13 protein-coding genes and 2 tRNA genes are annotated in these 15,122 nt (G+C 63.9%); 6 read left to right on the top strand and 9 right to left on the bottom strand.

Translation table 11 applies throughout. From position 1 onward, the window contains the following. Positions 1-242 precede the first annotated feature (242 nt). Positions 243-455 (bottom strand): hypothetical protein, encoded by a 213-nt coding sequence (locus tag ACSMXN_RS00815; protein WP_155958555.1) that lies wholly within the window; start codon positions 453-455, stop codon positions 243-245. Positions 456-520: 65 nt separating this feature from the next. Next, on the bottom strand, positions 521-1,264 hold the full coding sequence (locus tag ACSMXN_RS00810; protein WP_022915522.1) for a response regulator transcription factor: 744 nt from the start codon (positions 1,262-1,264) through the stop codon (positions 521-523). Positions 1,265-1,423: 159 nt separating this feature from the next. Here ACSMXN_RS00810 and ACSMXN_RS00805 point away from each other — a divergent pair, with 159 nt between their 5' ends. Together ACSMXN_RS00805 and ACSMXN_RS00800 are read left to right on the top strand one after the other, a co-directional pair. Then, complete coding sequence (locus ACSMXN_RS00805; protein WP_027139988.1) at positions 1,424-1,612, top strand: DUF1059 domain-containing protein; 189 nt, start codon at positions 1,424-1,426, stop codon at positions 1,610-1,612. 105 nt (positions 1,613-1,717) lie between these two features. After that, entirely contained in the window at positions 1,718-2,896 is a 1,179-nt protein-coding gene (locus ACSMXN_RS00800) for an acyl-CoA dehydrogenase family protein (protein ID WP_022915524.1), read from the top strand. Between the two features lie 92 nt (positions 2,897-2,988). Here ACSMXN_RS00800 and ACSMXN_RS00795 read toward each other — a convergent pair. The 3 genes from ACSMXN_RS00795 to ACSMXN_RS00785 form a co-directional block, all read right to left on the bottom strand. Beyond that, positions 2,989-3,061: transfer RNA gene (locus ACSMXN_RS00795), tRNA-Arg, on the bottom strand. A gap of 111 nt (positions 3,062-3,172) precedes the next feature. Further along, positions 3,173-3,262 (bottom strand) — tRNA-Ser (locus ACSMXN_RS00790). Positions 3,263-3,372: 110 nt separating this feature from the next. Then, on the bottom strand, positions 3,373-4,077 hold the full coding sequence (locus tag ACSMXN_RS00785) for a TetR/AcrR family transcriptional regulator (RefSeq protein ID WP_196811447.1): 705 nt from the start codon (positions 4,075-4,077) through the stop codon (positions 3,373-3,375). Between the two features lie 191 nt (positions 4,078-4,268). Here ACSMXN_RS00785 and ACSMXN_RS00780 point away from each other — a divergent pair, with 191 nt between their 5' ends. Continuing rightward, on the top strand, positions 4,269-5,954 hold the full coding sequence (locus ACSMXN_RS00780; protein WP_022915526.1) for a DHA2 family efflux MFS transporter permease subunit: 1,686 nt from the start codon (positions 4,269-4,271) through the stop codon (positions 5,952-5,954). Positions 5,955-6,068: 114 nt separating this feature from the next. Here ACSMXN_RS00780 and ACSMXN_RS00775 read toward each other — a convergent pair whose 3' ends face one another. Continuing rightward, positions 6,069-8,024, bottom strand: a complete 1,956-nt coding sequence (locus ACSMXN_RS00775) for an acyltransferase family protein (protein ID WP_027139989.1) — start codon at positions 8,022-8,024, stop codon at positions 6,069-6,071. Positions 8,025-8,187: 163 nt separating this feature from the next. Between ACSMXN_RS00775 and ACSMXN_RS00770 the strand changes: the two genes are divergently transcribed. Continuing rightward, on the top strand, positions 8,188-9,408 hold the full coding sequence (locus ACSMXN_RS00770) for a hypothetical protein (protein ID WP_022915527.1): 1,221 nt from the start codon (positions 8,188-8,190) through the stop codon (positions 9,406-9,408). A gap of 9 nt (positions 9,409-9,417) precedes the next feature. Here ACSMXN_RS00770 and ACSMXN_RS00765 read toward each other — a convergent pair whose 3' ends face one another. Together ACSMXN_RS00765 and ACSMXN_RS00760 are read right to left on the bottom strand one after the other, a co-directional pair. Further along, on the bottom strand, positions 9,418-10,791 hold the full coding sequence (locus ACSMXN_RS00765; RefSeq protein ID WP_027139990.1) for an L-serine ammonia-lyase: 1,374 nt from the start codon (positions 10,789-10,791) through the stop codon (positions 9,418-9,420). 50 nt (positions 10,792-10,841) lie between these two features. Next, positions 10,842-11,852, bottom strand: coding sequence for a LacI family DNA-binding transcriptional regulator (locus tag ACSMXN_RS00760; protein ID WP_022915529.1), 1,011 nt, complete (start codon positions 11,850-11,852; stop codon positions 10,842-10,844). Between the two features lie 95 nt (positions 11,853-11,947). Between ACSMXN_RS00760 and ACSMXN_RS00755 the strand changes: the two genes are divergently transcribed. Further along, entirely contained in the window at positions 11,948-12,925 is a 978-nt protein-coding gene (locus ACSMXN_RS00755; protein ID WP_196811449.1) for an amidohydrolase family protein, read from the top strand. Then, positions 12,922-13,458, top strand: a complete 537-nt coding sequence (locus tag ACSMXN_RS00750) for a cysteine dioxygenase (protein WP_022915531.1) — start codon at positions 12,922-12,924, stop codon at positions 13,456-13,458. The genes ACSMXN_RS00755 and ACSMXN_RS00750 overlap by 4 nt, the downstream gene beginning before the upstream one ends. On the opposite strand, the gene ACSMXN_RS00745 is transcribed toward ACSMXN_RS00750, so the two are convergent. Then, on the bottom strand, positions 13,419-14,978 hold the full coding sequence (locus ACSMXN_RS00745; RefSeq protein ID WP_022915532.1) for an aromatic amino acid ammonia-lyase: 1,560 nt from the start codon (positions 14,976-14,978) through the stop codon (positions 13,419-13,421). The genes ACSMXN_RS00750 and ACSMXN_RS00745 overlap by 40 nt on opposite strands. Between the last annotated feature and the right edge of the window lie 144 nt (positions 14,979-15,122).

Below are 15,122 nucleotides of genomic sequence, written 5' to 3'. Positions count from 1 at the left end.
TCGATCCGGACATGATGACCAGACTGAGTACGTGAACTTCCGCGAAAGGGGTGCGCCTCGAGTGCGGCCAAACGCGGCAGAGCTTGCGCTGGGCGTGACAGTAAAAGCCGGTGCCGCGTATTGCACCTGCACCGCTCGGCAGAATCTGGATGCCGATAAATGTGTTTACAAGATCAAAAGGAGCATTAACCTAAAGCGCCCGACCAGTATTTCGCGAAGCTGATCAATTTCAGCGCGACCTACTACACACCTTCGCCCACGCCGGGCGCGCCCGACCCGATCGCTCGTGCCAACAAGTCGTTACGCAGCGCCTCGACCGCCGCTTCACGAGCCCCGGCAAGCGACGGCTCGGTCGTCAACAGAGCGTGCTCAATGCGCACCGGGCGCTGCATCGTTGCCGCGGCATCGACTATCACTCGAAGCGGTATGAGGATTCCGCGCACTAGATTTCCCACGAAGCGAGCAATAGCCGAAGGTTGAACGCCGCCGGCTTGGTGCGGGAGCGAACGAACGCCGCCGCTCAGGCCCAGGTGTCTGTTGCGGAATGGGCGCGCGCGACGGCGGCGGCCCGGTTCGACACGTCGAGTTTGCGGTAGATGTGTTCGAGGTGCTTGGCCACCGTTCGAGGGCTGACGCCGAGAGACTGCGCGATAGACGCATTGGTTCGACCGTCGGCCACCAGGTTCAGGACGGCACGCTCGCGGGGCGATAGCTCATTCAGGGGAGACGTTGCTGCTTGCTGCCGCAGTCGAGTACGCATCAGCGCGGTCAGCAGCGGACGTCGAAGGATCGTAAGGATGGCGCGGTCGATGTCGTCGAATTCCTTGCGGGTCCGATTCAGGGCAAGGCCGACGACCATCGATCCGGGGGCGTTCAAGCTCAGCGACAGCTGATGCTCGACCGGAATGGGGCGGAAGAACTCGGCGTACAAGTCAAGGCGGTGGAACTGGCTGGTGGTCAGGAAGTCGCTGATCATCACGGGCCTGTTGTCGCCGGTGCGGCGGAAATGCTCGATGGACGGATGCTGGTGGGCTAGCCGGGCGAAGGTCTGCCGAGTATGCGGATTCAGCGACTGCGGAGGCCAGTCTTCGTAACGCACCGACGCAGGTGTTGTTCCGATTTCGTTGTAAGTGACAACGTCGCAGCCGATGAGCTCATTCAATGCAGGCAGCACGACCGACGCATAGTCGACCGGGTCGCTCACCTCGCCGAGTTGCTCGACCAGGCGCACGCACCGTTCCAGCGTCTGAATAGCGACGAACATCGCGGCCCCAACCGTGCGCAATGTGCGTATTGACAGTGACCGGGCTGGCTGATGTTGTCAAGGTTGGAACACAGCAACCTGCCCTGCAATTGACCGGGCAATTGTCGATTGACCATGCAATTGACTGGGCGCCACAACGTGGAAGGAGCGCTGAGTCAGATGACCCGCAAAGTAGCCGACTGCCGGGACATGCCCAGCGAGAACGGGTGCACGCTGACCATCTCCGGCGAAGAGGACGAGGTCGTGACCGCCGCCACCCAACACGCGGTCGCCTCACACAACCACGAAGACACGCCGGAATTGCGCGACATGATCCGCGGCGGCCTCAAAGACGAAGTCTCGGTCTGAGACGGCGTTCTTCCAGATCACCGGGCCCGACACCGCAATCGCCTCCTACCACGCTGAGCAGCCGCACCAATGACGTCCATACGAGGCGACTCTGAAGGAGCTGCTATGACCACCACTGCGACCGCACCGTTGTTGAACGATGACATGCTGCGCCGCTTCGACGAACGCGCGCCCCGCTACGACCGGGACAACACCTTCTTCACCGAAGACTGGGAGGAGTTGAAGGCATCGGGCTATCTGCTCGCCGCGGTGCCAGTCGAATTCGGCGGTTCTGGTCTGGGGCTGGACGAATACGTCGAACTGGTGCGCCAGGTCGGCTACCGGGCCCCAGCCACCGCGTTGGCGACCAACATGCACTGCTACTGGACCGGCGTGGCCGCCGACCTGCTCAAAGCAGGCGATACCTCGTGCCGTTGGTTACTGGAACTCGCAGCCCAAGGCGAGGTGTTCTGCGCACTGCACGGCGAAGCCGGCAATGACATCCCGTTGCTACTCGGAGTGTCCACCGCCACTCGGGCCGATGGCGGCTGGGAAATCTCCGGACACAAGATCTTCGGCAGCCTCGCTCCGGTCTGGACCTACGGCGGATTCCATGCCATGGACAGCTCTGACCCGGACAACCCGAAGATCGTGCACGGCTTCGTACGCCGCGACACCCCGGGCGTGCAGGTTATCGATACCTGGGACACCCTCGGCATGCGCGCCACCCAAAGCCAAGACACCGTGCTCGACAAGGCATTTGTCCCGGACGACCGGATCACGCTGGTCTGCCCCGCGGGTTTCGCCGGCGCAGGCCCGTTCCAGCTGTCGATCTTCGCCTGGGCGCTGATGGGGTTCTCGGCAACGTACCTCGGCGCGGCCCGCCGGGCACTGGACATCACCATCGAACAGCTACCCAAGCGCAGCTCGATCGCGTTGACCACCTCGATGGCCCACCACCCCGAAGTCCAGCACCACGTGGCCGAAATGCGCGTCGGCTACGACGCCGCCGAGGCGCTGCTGGAGAAGACCTGCCGAGACTGGGCGGCCGGAGCCCAGCATGCCGACTGGCCAGCGCGGCTAGTCGGGACCCGCCACTTCGTGATCAACCAGTGCTACGACATCGTCGACCGCGCGCTCGATCTGACCGGCGGCGCCGGGGCCTTCAAACGCAGCCGCATCGAACAGCTGTTCCGCGATATACGGATGGGACGATTCCACCCCGGCAATCGGCTGCTAGCCCCCGAGATCATCAGCAAGGTCACGCTCGGCATCGACCCGGACGCTCAACCACGCTGGGGCTAGCGGGTATCGATCGGCGGCCGCCAAAGCCCGGAACAATCAGCCTGCCCGCCCGGTATGGCGATATCCGGTACGGCCAATATACATAACATTTGTGCGCTCGGAGGGATTCGAACCCCCAACCTCTTGATCCGTAGTCAAGTGCTCTATCCGTTGAGCTACGAGCGCGTCACGACCGAACGCTTACTCTAGCGGGTCGGTACGTGCCCACCAAAACGGACCCAAAGTGCGACGAAATCGAAGATGCCCCGGTCCATTGGACCGGGGCATCTCCACCTGCGGAGGCTCGGGGATTTGAACCCCGGATGGGCTTGAGACCCAAACCGCATTAGCAGTGCGGCGCCATAGACCGGACTAGGCGAAGCCTCCTTGGTACGAACACCATCAGCCGCACAGCTTACTGGTCACCAGGCGCATTAGGTGATCGGACCCCGGCCGCGGTGATCACCCCTGCCATGTAGCGAGCTACAGCCGAACAGTCATGCCCCGATCGCGGGCATGACGAACGCGTCCAAGACCCTTTCGAGCTCAGCCTTCGTCGGACGTTGGCGGAGCAACAAGATGCGATGGATCAGCATGCCGGCAATCATCTCGGGCATGAAATCGTCCAAAGCGGCTTCGCGCACCTCGCCGCGGTTGATGCCCCGCTGAAGTACATCGAACAGCGCTTGCTTGCGAGGATCGTAGAAATCGCATTGAAAGCTGATCGAGAAGCTCTCATCGCGCAGCGATTCACTCATCACCGAGCGCATCGCGTCGCCTTCAGGGCCCATCATTACCGCCGAGACGTCGAGCAGCAGTTCGAGCAGCGCATCGCGCGTGCTGACGTCGTCGCCGTAGTTGCGATCACCAAGCCGCATCATCGGGCCGGCCATCACACAGTTCACCGAATCAAGAACGAGCTCCTGTTTCGTTGGCCAGCGACGATAAATCGAGGCTTTGCCTGTCTGCGCGCGGGACGCGACGGACTCGATCGTCAGACTTCCGTAGCCGACTTCGGCGAGCTCTGCCATGCAGGCAGCTCGGATCGCGTTCTCAAGCTCCATACCGCGGCGTCGAGAACGCACCACATCGTCAGCCGGACTCAGGTCTCCCGCCGCGGCTTCGACGCGCGGCTCAACCGGTGCACTCAGCAAGGACGCGTTGTCAGAGGTCTCTGCAATATTCGGTGGTGCGGAGGTCATCGGTGCGAGCATCCTTTCTCAGATGGGCTGTCCTGTGATCTGGCTGAGGACGAAACTTAGGGGACGTTTGCGTTTCTTATTCTAAGTCAATTAGTGTACCAAATTAGGAACGGACGCGTTCCTTAATCGAGACCATCTGAACATCCGCCGGGTGCATCAATCGGACCTGGCGCCTCCAAGCAGGGAGAGTCGTGACCACGACGGAATCGGCGAGCCAAGGGACCGCGGCGACAACGCGTAAGTCCCGAAAGGCAGCCCACCCCGCACTCGCTTTGCTGATCATTGCGGGCGCGCAACTCATGGTCGTGCTGGACGGCACGATCGTCAACATCGCCCTTCCGAAAATGGGCGACTACTTCGGCAAAAACCAAACCGACATGACCTGGGCGATCAACGCCTACACCCTCGCCTTCGGCGGCCTGCTGCTACTCGGTGGACGAGCCGGCGACATTCTCGGCCGACGGCGCATGTTCATGGTCGGTCTCGGACTGTTCACGCTGGGCAGCCTGCTGGCCGGTCTGGCTCACAGCTTCGAATTCCTACTCTTCGGACGCGTCATTCAAGGCGTCGGTGGCGCGATCGCCTCGCCGACTGCGCTATCTCTGATCACCACCGAATTCGACGAAGGCCCCGAACGGACCAGAGCATTCGCGGTCTTCTCCGCGGTCGCCGGCGCAGGCGCAGCCCTGGGTCTGCTTCTCGGTGGTGTTCTGACCGAATACCTCACCTGGCGCTGGGTGCTCTTCGTCAACGTCCCGATCGGCATTGCGCTGATCATCGGCGCGGCCTTCTTCCTCAGCGAGTCCGACCGCCTCAAAGGCAGATTCGACTGGTGGGGCGGCTTGCTCTCCACCGTGGGTATGGCCTCACTCGTCTACGGTTTCATCAGCGCGGCTAAACCTGGCTACGGCTGGTCCGACCCGATCACGGTGACCGCGTTCGCCCTCGCGATCATCCTGCTAGCAGGGTTTGTACTCCTCGAGAGCAGATTGTCGTATGCGATGATGCCCTTGCGTGCGCTGCGAAATCGCGATCGATCGGGCGCCTACATCGTCATGTTGATCATCGGTGCGGCAATGTTCGGCATGTTCTTCTTCGTCACGTACTTCGTCCAGCTCGTGCTCGGGTACTCGGCGTTGAAGTCCGGTCTGGCCTTCTTGCCAGTCGCCTTCACCATCGGTACGGCTGCCCAGGTTTCGGCGACTCTGCTACCGAAGCTCGGGCCACGCAACCTGATCCTGTTCGGTGCAACCATGATGGCCGGCGGCCTGTTCTGGCTCTCCTCCATCACGGCCAATTCGAGCTACGTCGGGCACCTCTTGCCGTCGTTGCTGATCATGGCCTACGGCATCGGCAGCATCTTCGTACCGATCACTACCGTCGCGGTCTCCGGTGTCGAACCGCATGAGGCAGGCCTGGCGTCTGCGTTGCTCAACGTCGGCCAACAGGTCGGCGGCTCGATCGGCCTGTCCGTCCTGACGACGGTGTTCGCCACGGCCTCGGTCAACGAGGGCAAGCATCAGGCCAAGGAGCTCGGGCAACTTGTGCAGTCCGGTCAGGAGCAACCGTCCGTCCTGCAGCACTTCGGCGAGCTGACTGCGCAGGCCACCGGCAACGTCAAGGCATCTGCCGAGGCGCTGGTCGACAGCCGAGCGGTGCAGTCCTTCCACGAAGTTCTGGCCCACGGCGCCTCCCGAGGTTTCTTGACCGCGGCGATCTTCGCTGTTGTCGGCGTGCTGGTAACGCTGACGATGATTCGGGTCGGCAAGGACGACGTCTCGGTTACGGCCGGCACGCCGGGTGCCGTCGGTGGCGCCGTAGCGACCGACGACTCTGCCGGTACCGACGACCTGACGTCAGCCGTACCGGTGCACTAGGTCTGGAACAAGAGTCTCAGCTACAACAATCGAAAGCGCTCAACGCAAAGGGCCGGCCATCTTGACGGTGGCCGGCCCTTTCGTGCTTCGGAGGCATCGCTCGGCCGAGGCGGCCTAACGTTTGACGACCGAGGCAAGCAGGTTGGCGTACTGCGCGGCGCCCGGCGGCCTCAGATGCAACCCGTCCTCGTAGAACCACCCCTGGTTACCGTTGGACCGTCCGAACCAGTCGAGCACGACCGCGTTCTTGAACGACTTCGCAACCCGCTTGATGGTGGCATTATTCGGCCCCTGCCAATCCATTGGCACCCGGTCGGTCAGCAACACCACTTGGCGCCGGTCGGCCAGCGCCGACAGGGTGTCGCTCAGATCCGAGCTGCGGATGATGCCGTTGTTTCCGGTGTGAATCACCACCACGGCGCAGAGCTGGTGCGCGGCCTGCAGGTCACGCACTTGTTGCAACGTCACGTACGGCTGCTGGCCCTCGACGGCACGAACCTGACTGTGCGGAAAGGTCGCGTCAATCGCCGGTTGGGCACCGAGCATCACCGAATCGCCGAACGCACTGACCGCGGGCTCCACTGACGGCGGTGGCGGTGGCGGCTTCACGCTCGGCTTCACGCTCGGCTTCGCGCCCGGCTTCAAGGCGGACTTCGCGCTCGGCTTCGCGCTCGGCTTCACGGCGGCTATCGGCCCTGTTGGCTTCGCCGATATCAAGGGACGAGCGCCCGCGCGTTCCGTGGCGCCCAGACCCTGGACAGTGATCTGCTGCACCGCCGCGGTTCGGTTGAGCGCTGCTGCCGGACGAGGCCTGGCGGTCGGGCTCGCAAGCAGGGCGAGCAAACCCAGCGCTAGGGCGCTCACACCAACCAGCCGCGGGGTGACCAAGCGACGCCGCCTCCGTACCGGTAGCGGCTCCTGTCCCGTCCCTCCAGCGGCCGCGACACTTGCGGTACCCCTTGGGTTGCGGCGGGCGTCGAGCCACGCCGTCCCGGCTTGGCGCATCGGACGCTCGACGTAGGCGTAACTCAAGCTTGCGAGCACGAGTGGTATCGATACCCGCAGGGCGTCGACCAGAAGCCGGTTCGCGGGCAGGTCCACGCCGGGGCGAGTGACCACCACGATCGGCCAATGCCAAAGATAGATCGAATACGAGCGGTCACCGATCCAACGCAGCGGGCGCCAGTCAAGGGCCTTACCAAGCAAGCTTGCCGGGCGGGTGACCGTCGAGACAACCAGAACCGCGAGGGCACTCACCCCCAGGAATCCGCCGCGATAGAGCCCCTCGGAGAACTCATCGACCCGCAGCAACACCACGATCAGTGCCGCCAGCGCGAGCGCGCCGACCACGTCTGTCACCCAGGGCCTGACGCGCCAGGAACGCTTGGGCTGAAAGTCGAGCCGCTCCGCGATCGCACCCATTGCCGCGCCGAGTAACAAACCCATCGAGTGCGTATCGGTGCCGAAATACACCCTCGACGAATCGGCTGCGAACGGCACGCCGTCTCGAATGGAAAGCCCAGCCATCACAGCGGTCGACAACACTGCCAGTCCCGCGGCAGCTGCAGCGACCCACCCGTAGCGGCGGCGTCGAGACGTCATCAGGAGCAAAAGCACCGGCCAGATCAGGTAGAACTGCTCCTCGATGGCCAGCGACCACAGATGCTGCAACATCGGCGGGCGACCGGAGGACACGAAATATGACTGATGGACGTCGATCAGCCACCAGTTACCCGCGTAGCCCACGCTCGAGATGACTGAACCTCGCAGGGTCGCGAGCTCGTCCCGCCAGACGAACATCGCGGCCAACGTCACCGCGACGAGAACGAGGAGCAGCGCGGGCATCAGCCGCAACACCCGGCGCAGGTAGAAGCGGACCAGATCGATGCGGCCGGTGTGGCCCAATTCCGACAGCAACAACCGGGTGATCAAGTAGCCGCTGATGACGAAGAACAGGTCTACGCCGAGAAAGCCGCCCGGTAACAGCGCCGGATCGGCGTGAAACACCACCACGGCGACCACCGCGAGGGCCCGTAATCCGTCAAGCCCCGCGAACCGCCGTTGCCGCACTCATCCATCCGATCCACCGTCGAAAATGCCCGTCGCAGCGGATATTTCCACGCCCGCAGCCGCTGTTCCGGGTGCCGCGCCGAGGTGATCGCGTTGGTGACGCGATCCGACGTACTCAGAATTCGTAGGTCAACTTCGCCTCTCGCAGGTGAATGATGAGTAGATGGGCCGTCGCCGAGACGAGGAGAGCAGCGAGCGAGGCCGCGGCGCCACTCCGCCCGAGGAACCCGGCGTCGAATGGCTGCAGGTGGTAGACACCCCCGACCTCGAGCCGGCCGGTGCTACGCCGCGACTCCGTCCTGGCCGCTGGTACCTGTTGGTGCTAGCCGGTCTCGTGGTGCTGATCGTCGTCGGCCTCATCCAACACAGCCGGCGCACATCGTCCACAGCGGATCCGGCGCCATCGACAACGGCAAGCTCGAGTCATAGCGCCTCATCCAGCCCTCCTAGTTCGTCGCGTGCGTCGACGCCCACCGCCGTTCAGGTGACGGACCTGCATCGCGCCTTACTTGACGTGCCCGCCGGGTGGGAGCTCTTCGCCCGCGGGCCACAGGTTCTGCTGCGTATCGACCTTGCCCATGGTCGGATCACCCGAACTGCGGTGCCGCAACTCAGCAGCAGCGGGCCGGTGTCTTTCGTCGCGGGACCCGACCGCGTCATCATTCGTCCCCAAGATTCGGTGGACGGCTATGTCGTGCCGGATGGCCGGCCCGCGAGCGTCCTGTCCCCCAAGATCTTCGGAACGGGGCAGATCCTGCCTGGACCTGACCGGCAGCATGTATGGGTTGAGGCCGACGATGGCAACGCGATGGTGCTCTCGGATTTCGAGGGACACGTCGGCAACCACATAGTCGTGCTTCCGGCCCGTGGCGCCCTGGCTGATCAACGAGGTTATGCCCTGTTTCAAGACATCAGCGGCTTCTACGCCAGCGGGCCAGCAGGGGTGCGCCGGGTCACCACCGGTGTGGTGTTGGCAGCCGGGCCGACGCGGTTCCTGATCGCAGAATGCGATGACCAGCATCGGTGCGGCACGGACGTCGTCGACCGCGCGAACGGCGCACGACACACCATAAGTTCGGTCCTGAGCTATGGCTTTTTGCCGGGTGTCATCTCACCCGACGGCAGCATGGCGGCGATGTTCAGACTCGGTGACAACGGGCCCGAACTTCATCTCATCGATCTTGCCACGGGCGCTGATCGTGGCACCAACCTCTCGATCGACCCGAGTGCGATCGACGCCTCGCTCATCTGGTCGCCCGACAGCCGCTGGGTCTTCGCGACTGGAAAGAACGGCCTGGCCGTGCTGGATCGATCGGGCCGGATACATAACCTCGGGGTGCCGTTGCCGATTGTCACCCAGCTGGCCGTTCGCCTCCCGCAGTAGCCAGCCGGCTCAGCACTCGATGACGTTGACCGCGAGACCGCCGCGCGACGTCTCCTTGTACTTGACCTTCATGTCAGCACCAGTCTCACGCATGGTCTTGATGACCTTGTCCAGACTGACGATATGGGTGCCGTCACCGCGCAGGGCGATCCGGGCGGCGTTGATGGCCTTCACAGCGGCCATCGCGTTGCGCTCGATGCACGGCACCTGAACCAGACCGCCGATCGGATCGCAGGTCAGACCGAGATTGTGCTCCATACCGATCTCGGCGGCATTCTCCACCTGCAGCGGCGTGCCTCCCATGACCTCGCACAGCGCGCCGGAGGCCATCGAACACGCCGACCCGACTTCACCCTGGCAACCGACCTCGGCACCCGAGATCGAGGCGTTCTCCTTGTAGAGAAGGCCAATCGCACCCGCCGCGAGCAGAAACCGCACCACGCCGTCATCGGAGGCGCCTGGCACGAAACGGGTGTAGTAGTGCAGCACGGACGGCACGATTCCCGCTGCCCCGTTGGTCGGCGCGGTGACCACGCGGCCACCGGCCGCATTTTCTTCATTGACTGCAAGGGCAAACAGGTCAACCCAGTCCATCACCCGTAGCGGATCTGTCGAGAACTGGTCGTTGGTCAGATGCCGGTACAGCTCGGGCGCTCGACGGCGGACTTTAAGACCACCCGGCAAGACCCCCTCGCTGGCGATACCGTTAGTCACGCATTCCTGCATCACGCGCCAGATATGGAGTAATCGCTCGCGGATCTCTTGCTCGCTTCGCCACACCTTCTCGTTCTCAAGCATCACCTGAGAGACCGACAGGCCTGAATCCGCACAGCATTGGCACAGTTGGGCGGCCGTGGTGAACGGGTACGGCAAGACCGTGTCGTCGACCTTGATCCGGTCTGCTCCTGCCGCGTCCTCGTCGATGACGAACCCGCCGCCGACGGAGTAGTACGTGCGCTCACGCAACGGTTCCGCGCCGTCGTCGGAGTAGGCTGTGAACCGCATTCCATTGGGATGGAAGGGCAAAGTTGCCCTGCGATTGAACACCAGGCTTTCATCGTCGAGTATCACCGAACGCTCGCCGAGCAGGTTGACCTGTTGGGCCAGCTTGACTGCCGCAACACGCTCGAGCACGGTGTGGGTATCAACGCCTTCAGGGGTTTCGCCCTCGAATCCCAGAATGATCGCGCGATCCGAACCATGGCCACGTCCAGTAGCGCCTAAAGAGCCGAAGAGCTCAGCTCGAACCCGAACTACCTGATCGAGCAGGCCGTCCTGTTGTAGGCCAAGGGCAAAGGTTCGGGCCGCTCGCATGGGACCCACCGTGTGCGAGGACGACGGCCCGATACCGATGGAGAAAAGATCGAACACGCTGATAGCCACACGCACCATCATGCCCTCTCTCGGGCACGCCCGGTGCGGATCTACCTAACTCACCTAACCGGCGGCGGGCCTACCGACTGCCGCGGTTGGGCGATCGGCACCAGAACCTTTCGACGGCTGCGTTTGCCATCGTCGATAGCCCGGACCGTGCGCTCCACGACGGAGGCAACGAGGAGTTCGATGGGCCAGCGATAGCTCGACAACGGCGGCGTCAGCAGGCCGGAGACCGGATTATCGTCATAACCCAATACCGAAAGGTCATCTGGTACTTGCAGGCTCAGTTCCCGGGTCGCTGCGTACACCCCGTATGCCATGGAATCGGCAAGGCAGAAGAAGGCAGTGGGGGGATCGGTGCCGAGCAGAACCGTTCGAGCCACCGCATGAGCACCGTCCAGATCGTGTGGTGTGGTGTGCAGTGTCGCGGTTATGCCCAGCTCGGCCGCCACCCGGTGCACGACGGCCTCGGCCGGCCGATCGGGCGTCGCTATCGCCGCCGGGGTCAGCACCGCGATGTTGCGGTGCCCGAGCCGCACGAGTTGTGTAAGCGCGCTCGTCACCGTTGCCTCGTTGTCGAACACGACCTCTGCGGCCGTGGACACCCCCGGAAGCCCATCGCCGATCGAGACCAGGACGGTGCGCTCGGCGATCTGCTTCCAATGTGCCGCTGCAGGATCCACCGGCAGGCAGATCAGTCCATCGACTCGCTGGTCGACAAGCTGCATCGCCAGCGACGCCTCGAGCACTGGGTCGTTGGAGGCATCGACGATCAACGCCTGCCGGGATGCCTGCAGCAACCCCCGCCCGAGAGCTGCAGCGATTCCCTGCTGCCAGATGTCGCCCAGCGAGCCGCACAGCACGCCGACGTTGCCGGTCCTGCCCGATGCCAGGGCCCGGGCGATCGGGTCGGCCTGATAGCCAAGCCGTTCTGCCACCTCTTGGACGCGCTCCTGCGTCTCGAGCGGAACCTGTAGTCCGCGCATCGCGTAGGAGACCGCGGCCAGCGACAGCCCGGTCTCATCGGCGATATCGCGCAACGTCACGCGACGCGGTCGGGTCGACACGGACTGACAGTAGCGCCGGACTTGACAACGGCTGTGGTGAAGCGGTTCACTTCGAGTAGGTGAAGCGGTTCACAACACGAGCTGACGAGGTTGGTATGAGCACAGGTCGCCATGGCGACTCAGACGTATACCAACCTGAACGGATGGGGATCGGGACGTGTCGGCCCGAGTCCGCCGCCATCGATGTCCACCAGCACCTGTGGCCGCCGCAATTCATCGAGGAGCTGCGACGGCGATCGCAGCCGCCGATGCTTCGGGGCTGGACGCTACTGACGGCCGGCGAGGCCCCGTACGAGATCGATCCGGACGACCACGACGTCCCGAGGCGGCAACAACTCGACCGCGACTGTGCACGGGTGCTGCTGTCCATGTCTGCGCCGCTCGGCGTGCAATCCCTCGACCCTGCGCAGGCCCAGCCACTTCTGAATGCGTGGCACCACGGTGTCGAAGAGCTGCCGGCGCCATTCGCGGGTTGGGCGGCCGTCTCAGAGACCGAACCCGACCTGGACGGGCTGAGCAGCGTCCTCAAATCGAACTTGTTCGTCGGACTGCAGGTCAGTGCGACCGCCCTTGCTGATCCCGCGGCGGTCGAGTCTCTGGCGCCGGTTCTGCGCCGATGCGAACAGCTCGACAAGCCCGTGCTGGTGCATCCTGGTCCGGTCGACCCGCCTGCTGACCCGGTATCGAGGACGCCGAGCTGGTGGCCGGCGATCGTGCAGTACCCCGCGCAATTGCAGGCCGCCTGGTGGGCATGGCAGGTTGCTGGTCCCGCGCTGCTGCCGGACTTGCGAATCTGCTTCGTGGCGGGCGCCGGTCTGGCTGCCGTCCACCATGAACGTTTCGCCGCCCGTAGCGGTCAACCGGCGACCTTGGATTCAAACGTCTACGTCGAGACCTCGTCCTACGGACGGCAAGCGATCGACGCGCTGAGTCGGGTACTGGGAATCGATGCGCTCGTTCTCGGCAGCGACCGGCCGTACGCCACCGCGACGAATCCGCAGCTGGGCGAGGCCGCCTGGCGGGCGATTTCGGTGACCAACCCAACCCGACTACTCGAAGGGATCACGCGATGACCAATACCGTCGACGATCACTTCTCGCCCGTGCGCGCGCTGGTCCCACATTTACGTGACCGTGAGCTGAACCAGCGCGAGCTTCTCGTCCTGGCGCTTGCAGTAGCCGCTGAGCCGACTCTGTGGAGTCAGCATGTCGCCTTCGATGACAACAACCGTCACTACGTATCGCTGTATCGCGACACCCACGTCGATATCTGGGTGCTCTGCTGGACACCACAGAACGACACCGGCTGGCACGACCATGACATCTCATCCGGCGCCGTCGCCGTCGTCCAAGGTTGCTTGATCGAGCACAACCTCGCGGTCGATCGGCCCAGCCTGGCCACCGAGGTTCCCGCCGGGCAGGCCTACTGCTTCGGGCCCGATCACATCCATCGACTTACCGGGCGCGATCATGGCAGCGTATCGATTCATGCCTATTCGCCACCGCTGTGGCGAATGGGCCAATACACGGTTGGCTCGACCGGCGTCCTTCGTCGTGAGTCGCTTTCCTATGCTGACGAACTGAGGCCGCTCGACGACATGATCTGAGCGAGCAGGTCGGGGAACGTCTCCAGGAGTTTCTCGGCAGCAGCAATGTCTTCGGTCAGATCACGGTCTTCAAGGTGCGGGTTGATCTCGTTGGCGCCCGCAAGCACCGCCTGCACGACCGGCACCGTCGACCCTATCGATGCGGACCCGGCCGATCGGGACCGCAATCGAATACAGCGGATTGCGGCCACCAATTCGCAAGCAAGAACAGTGCGGTAGAGGCTGGTGGCATCGAGCGCCTGTCGAGCCGCCAAGGACGCGAAACTCGCGTCCTCCTCAACACCGCGCGACAGCGTCACGGATTGCAAGCTGGCCGGCATCGCCAGCGCCCGCAGGCTGCCCAGAGCTGACGCAGCAACGTACTCCACGATCATCGCGCCGGACGCTCCCGGCGTGCCGTCACCGAGAAACGATGCAACGCCGGTGAAGGCCGGTTCAGCGAGCATCGTCAGGCGGGCCAGCGAAAGCTGCGCCGACTGCGCAAGCGCGAGGGTGGAAGCGTCGAGACTCTGCGCTAGAGATGCAGCATAGAAGCTGCCGTGATGGGCCACGCCGAGTTCCGGGGACAACAGCGGATTCTCCGATGCCGCGTTGACCATCGCCATCACGATGCCGTCCAAAGCAGTCAACGCATCGAACAATGCCCCGTGAACTTGGGGAAAAACACGAAGCGCGAAAGGGTCCTGGATGCGTGCTGGCGTTGGCGCGGCGCCGTTCGTCTGCGCGGTCAAGGCACGGACGGACGAACAGACACGGCGCGCGCCCTCGAACGGCGTTGCCCTTTCAACAGCGGACGAAAAAGCCTCGGTATTACCGTCCACCGCGGTGAAACCCAGGGCTGCGACCACGATTGCGCTCTCCGCCAGCTCGCGCAACCGCGAGAGACCGAGAGCTGCGTCAGCCAAGGTCGCGGCATTACTACTCATGAAAGGCAGCGCATCACCGAGGCTGAACCGATGCAGCTCCGGCACCGGATTAAGCCGGCCACTCACCGACCTGGTCGGGAGCTCACCCTGCAAAGTCAGCGCCGTCACGGCCAGGGCCGAGAGATCGCCGGTCCCGATACTGCCGAGTTCGCGAACCGCTGGCAACGCGTCGGCGGCGATCATCGCAGCCAGCGAGGTCAGCACCGCGGGGTCGGCACCGCTGCCGCCAGCCGCCAGTTGGTTGAGCCGCACCGCCAGCATCGCCCGAACCCGCTGCGGTTCGCGCAGCTCGCCGGCAGACGTCGCGTGGCTGCGGAGCAGGCCCAGGGCGGCCGCGGCCGCCGCCCCCGCACCGATCGACTCCGCACCGATCGACTCCGTACCGATCGCCGCCGTACCGATCGCCACCGTCCGGTTGGCTCCCACTCCGGTCGAGCGGCCATAGATCGGGCGTTCTGCAGCGGCCTGCTCGGCAAACTCGTACGAGGACGTCGCCTGCGCGATCGATTCAGGGGCCAGGGTGAGGCCTGACACTCGGTTGGCGACGTCGACGATCTCGGCCACGGTCAAGCTGCGACCGTCGATGGTGATCATGGCGACTCCCGATTTGCGGTGACTCATCCCAATCAGGTGGTATGAGCAGGTAGCACAAGCCCGAACGATCGATGTCAGTGCTGCGTGGTTGGTTTCAATCTAGAAAACTTTCGCGGAAAAGCCTTTCGCGAAGGCTGTCAGCGT

Source organism: Parajatrophihabitans canadensis (genome assembly GCF_053764775.1).
The sequence above is the reverse complement of the archived record's forward strand: the minus strand, read 5'-3'. Positions and strand labels throughout refer to the sequence as shown.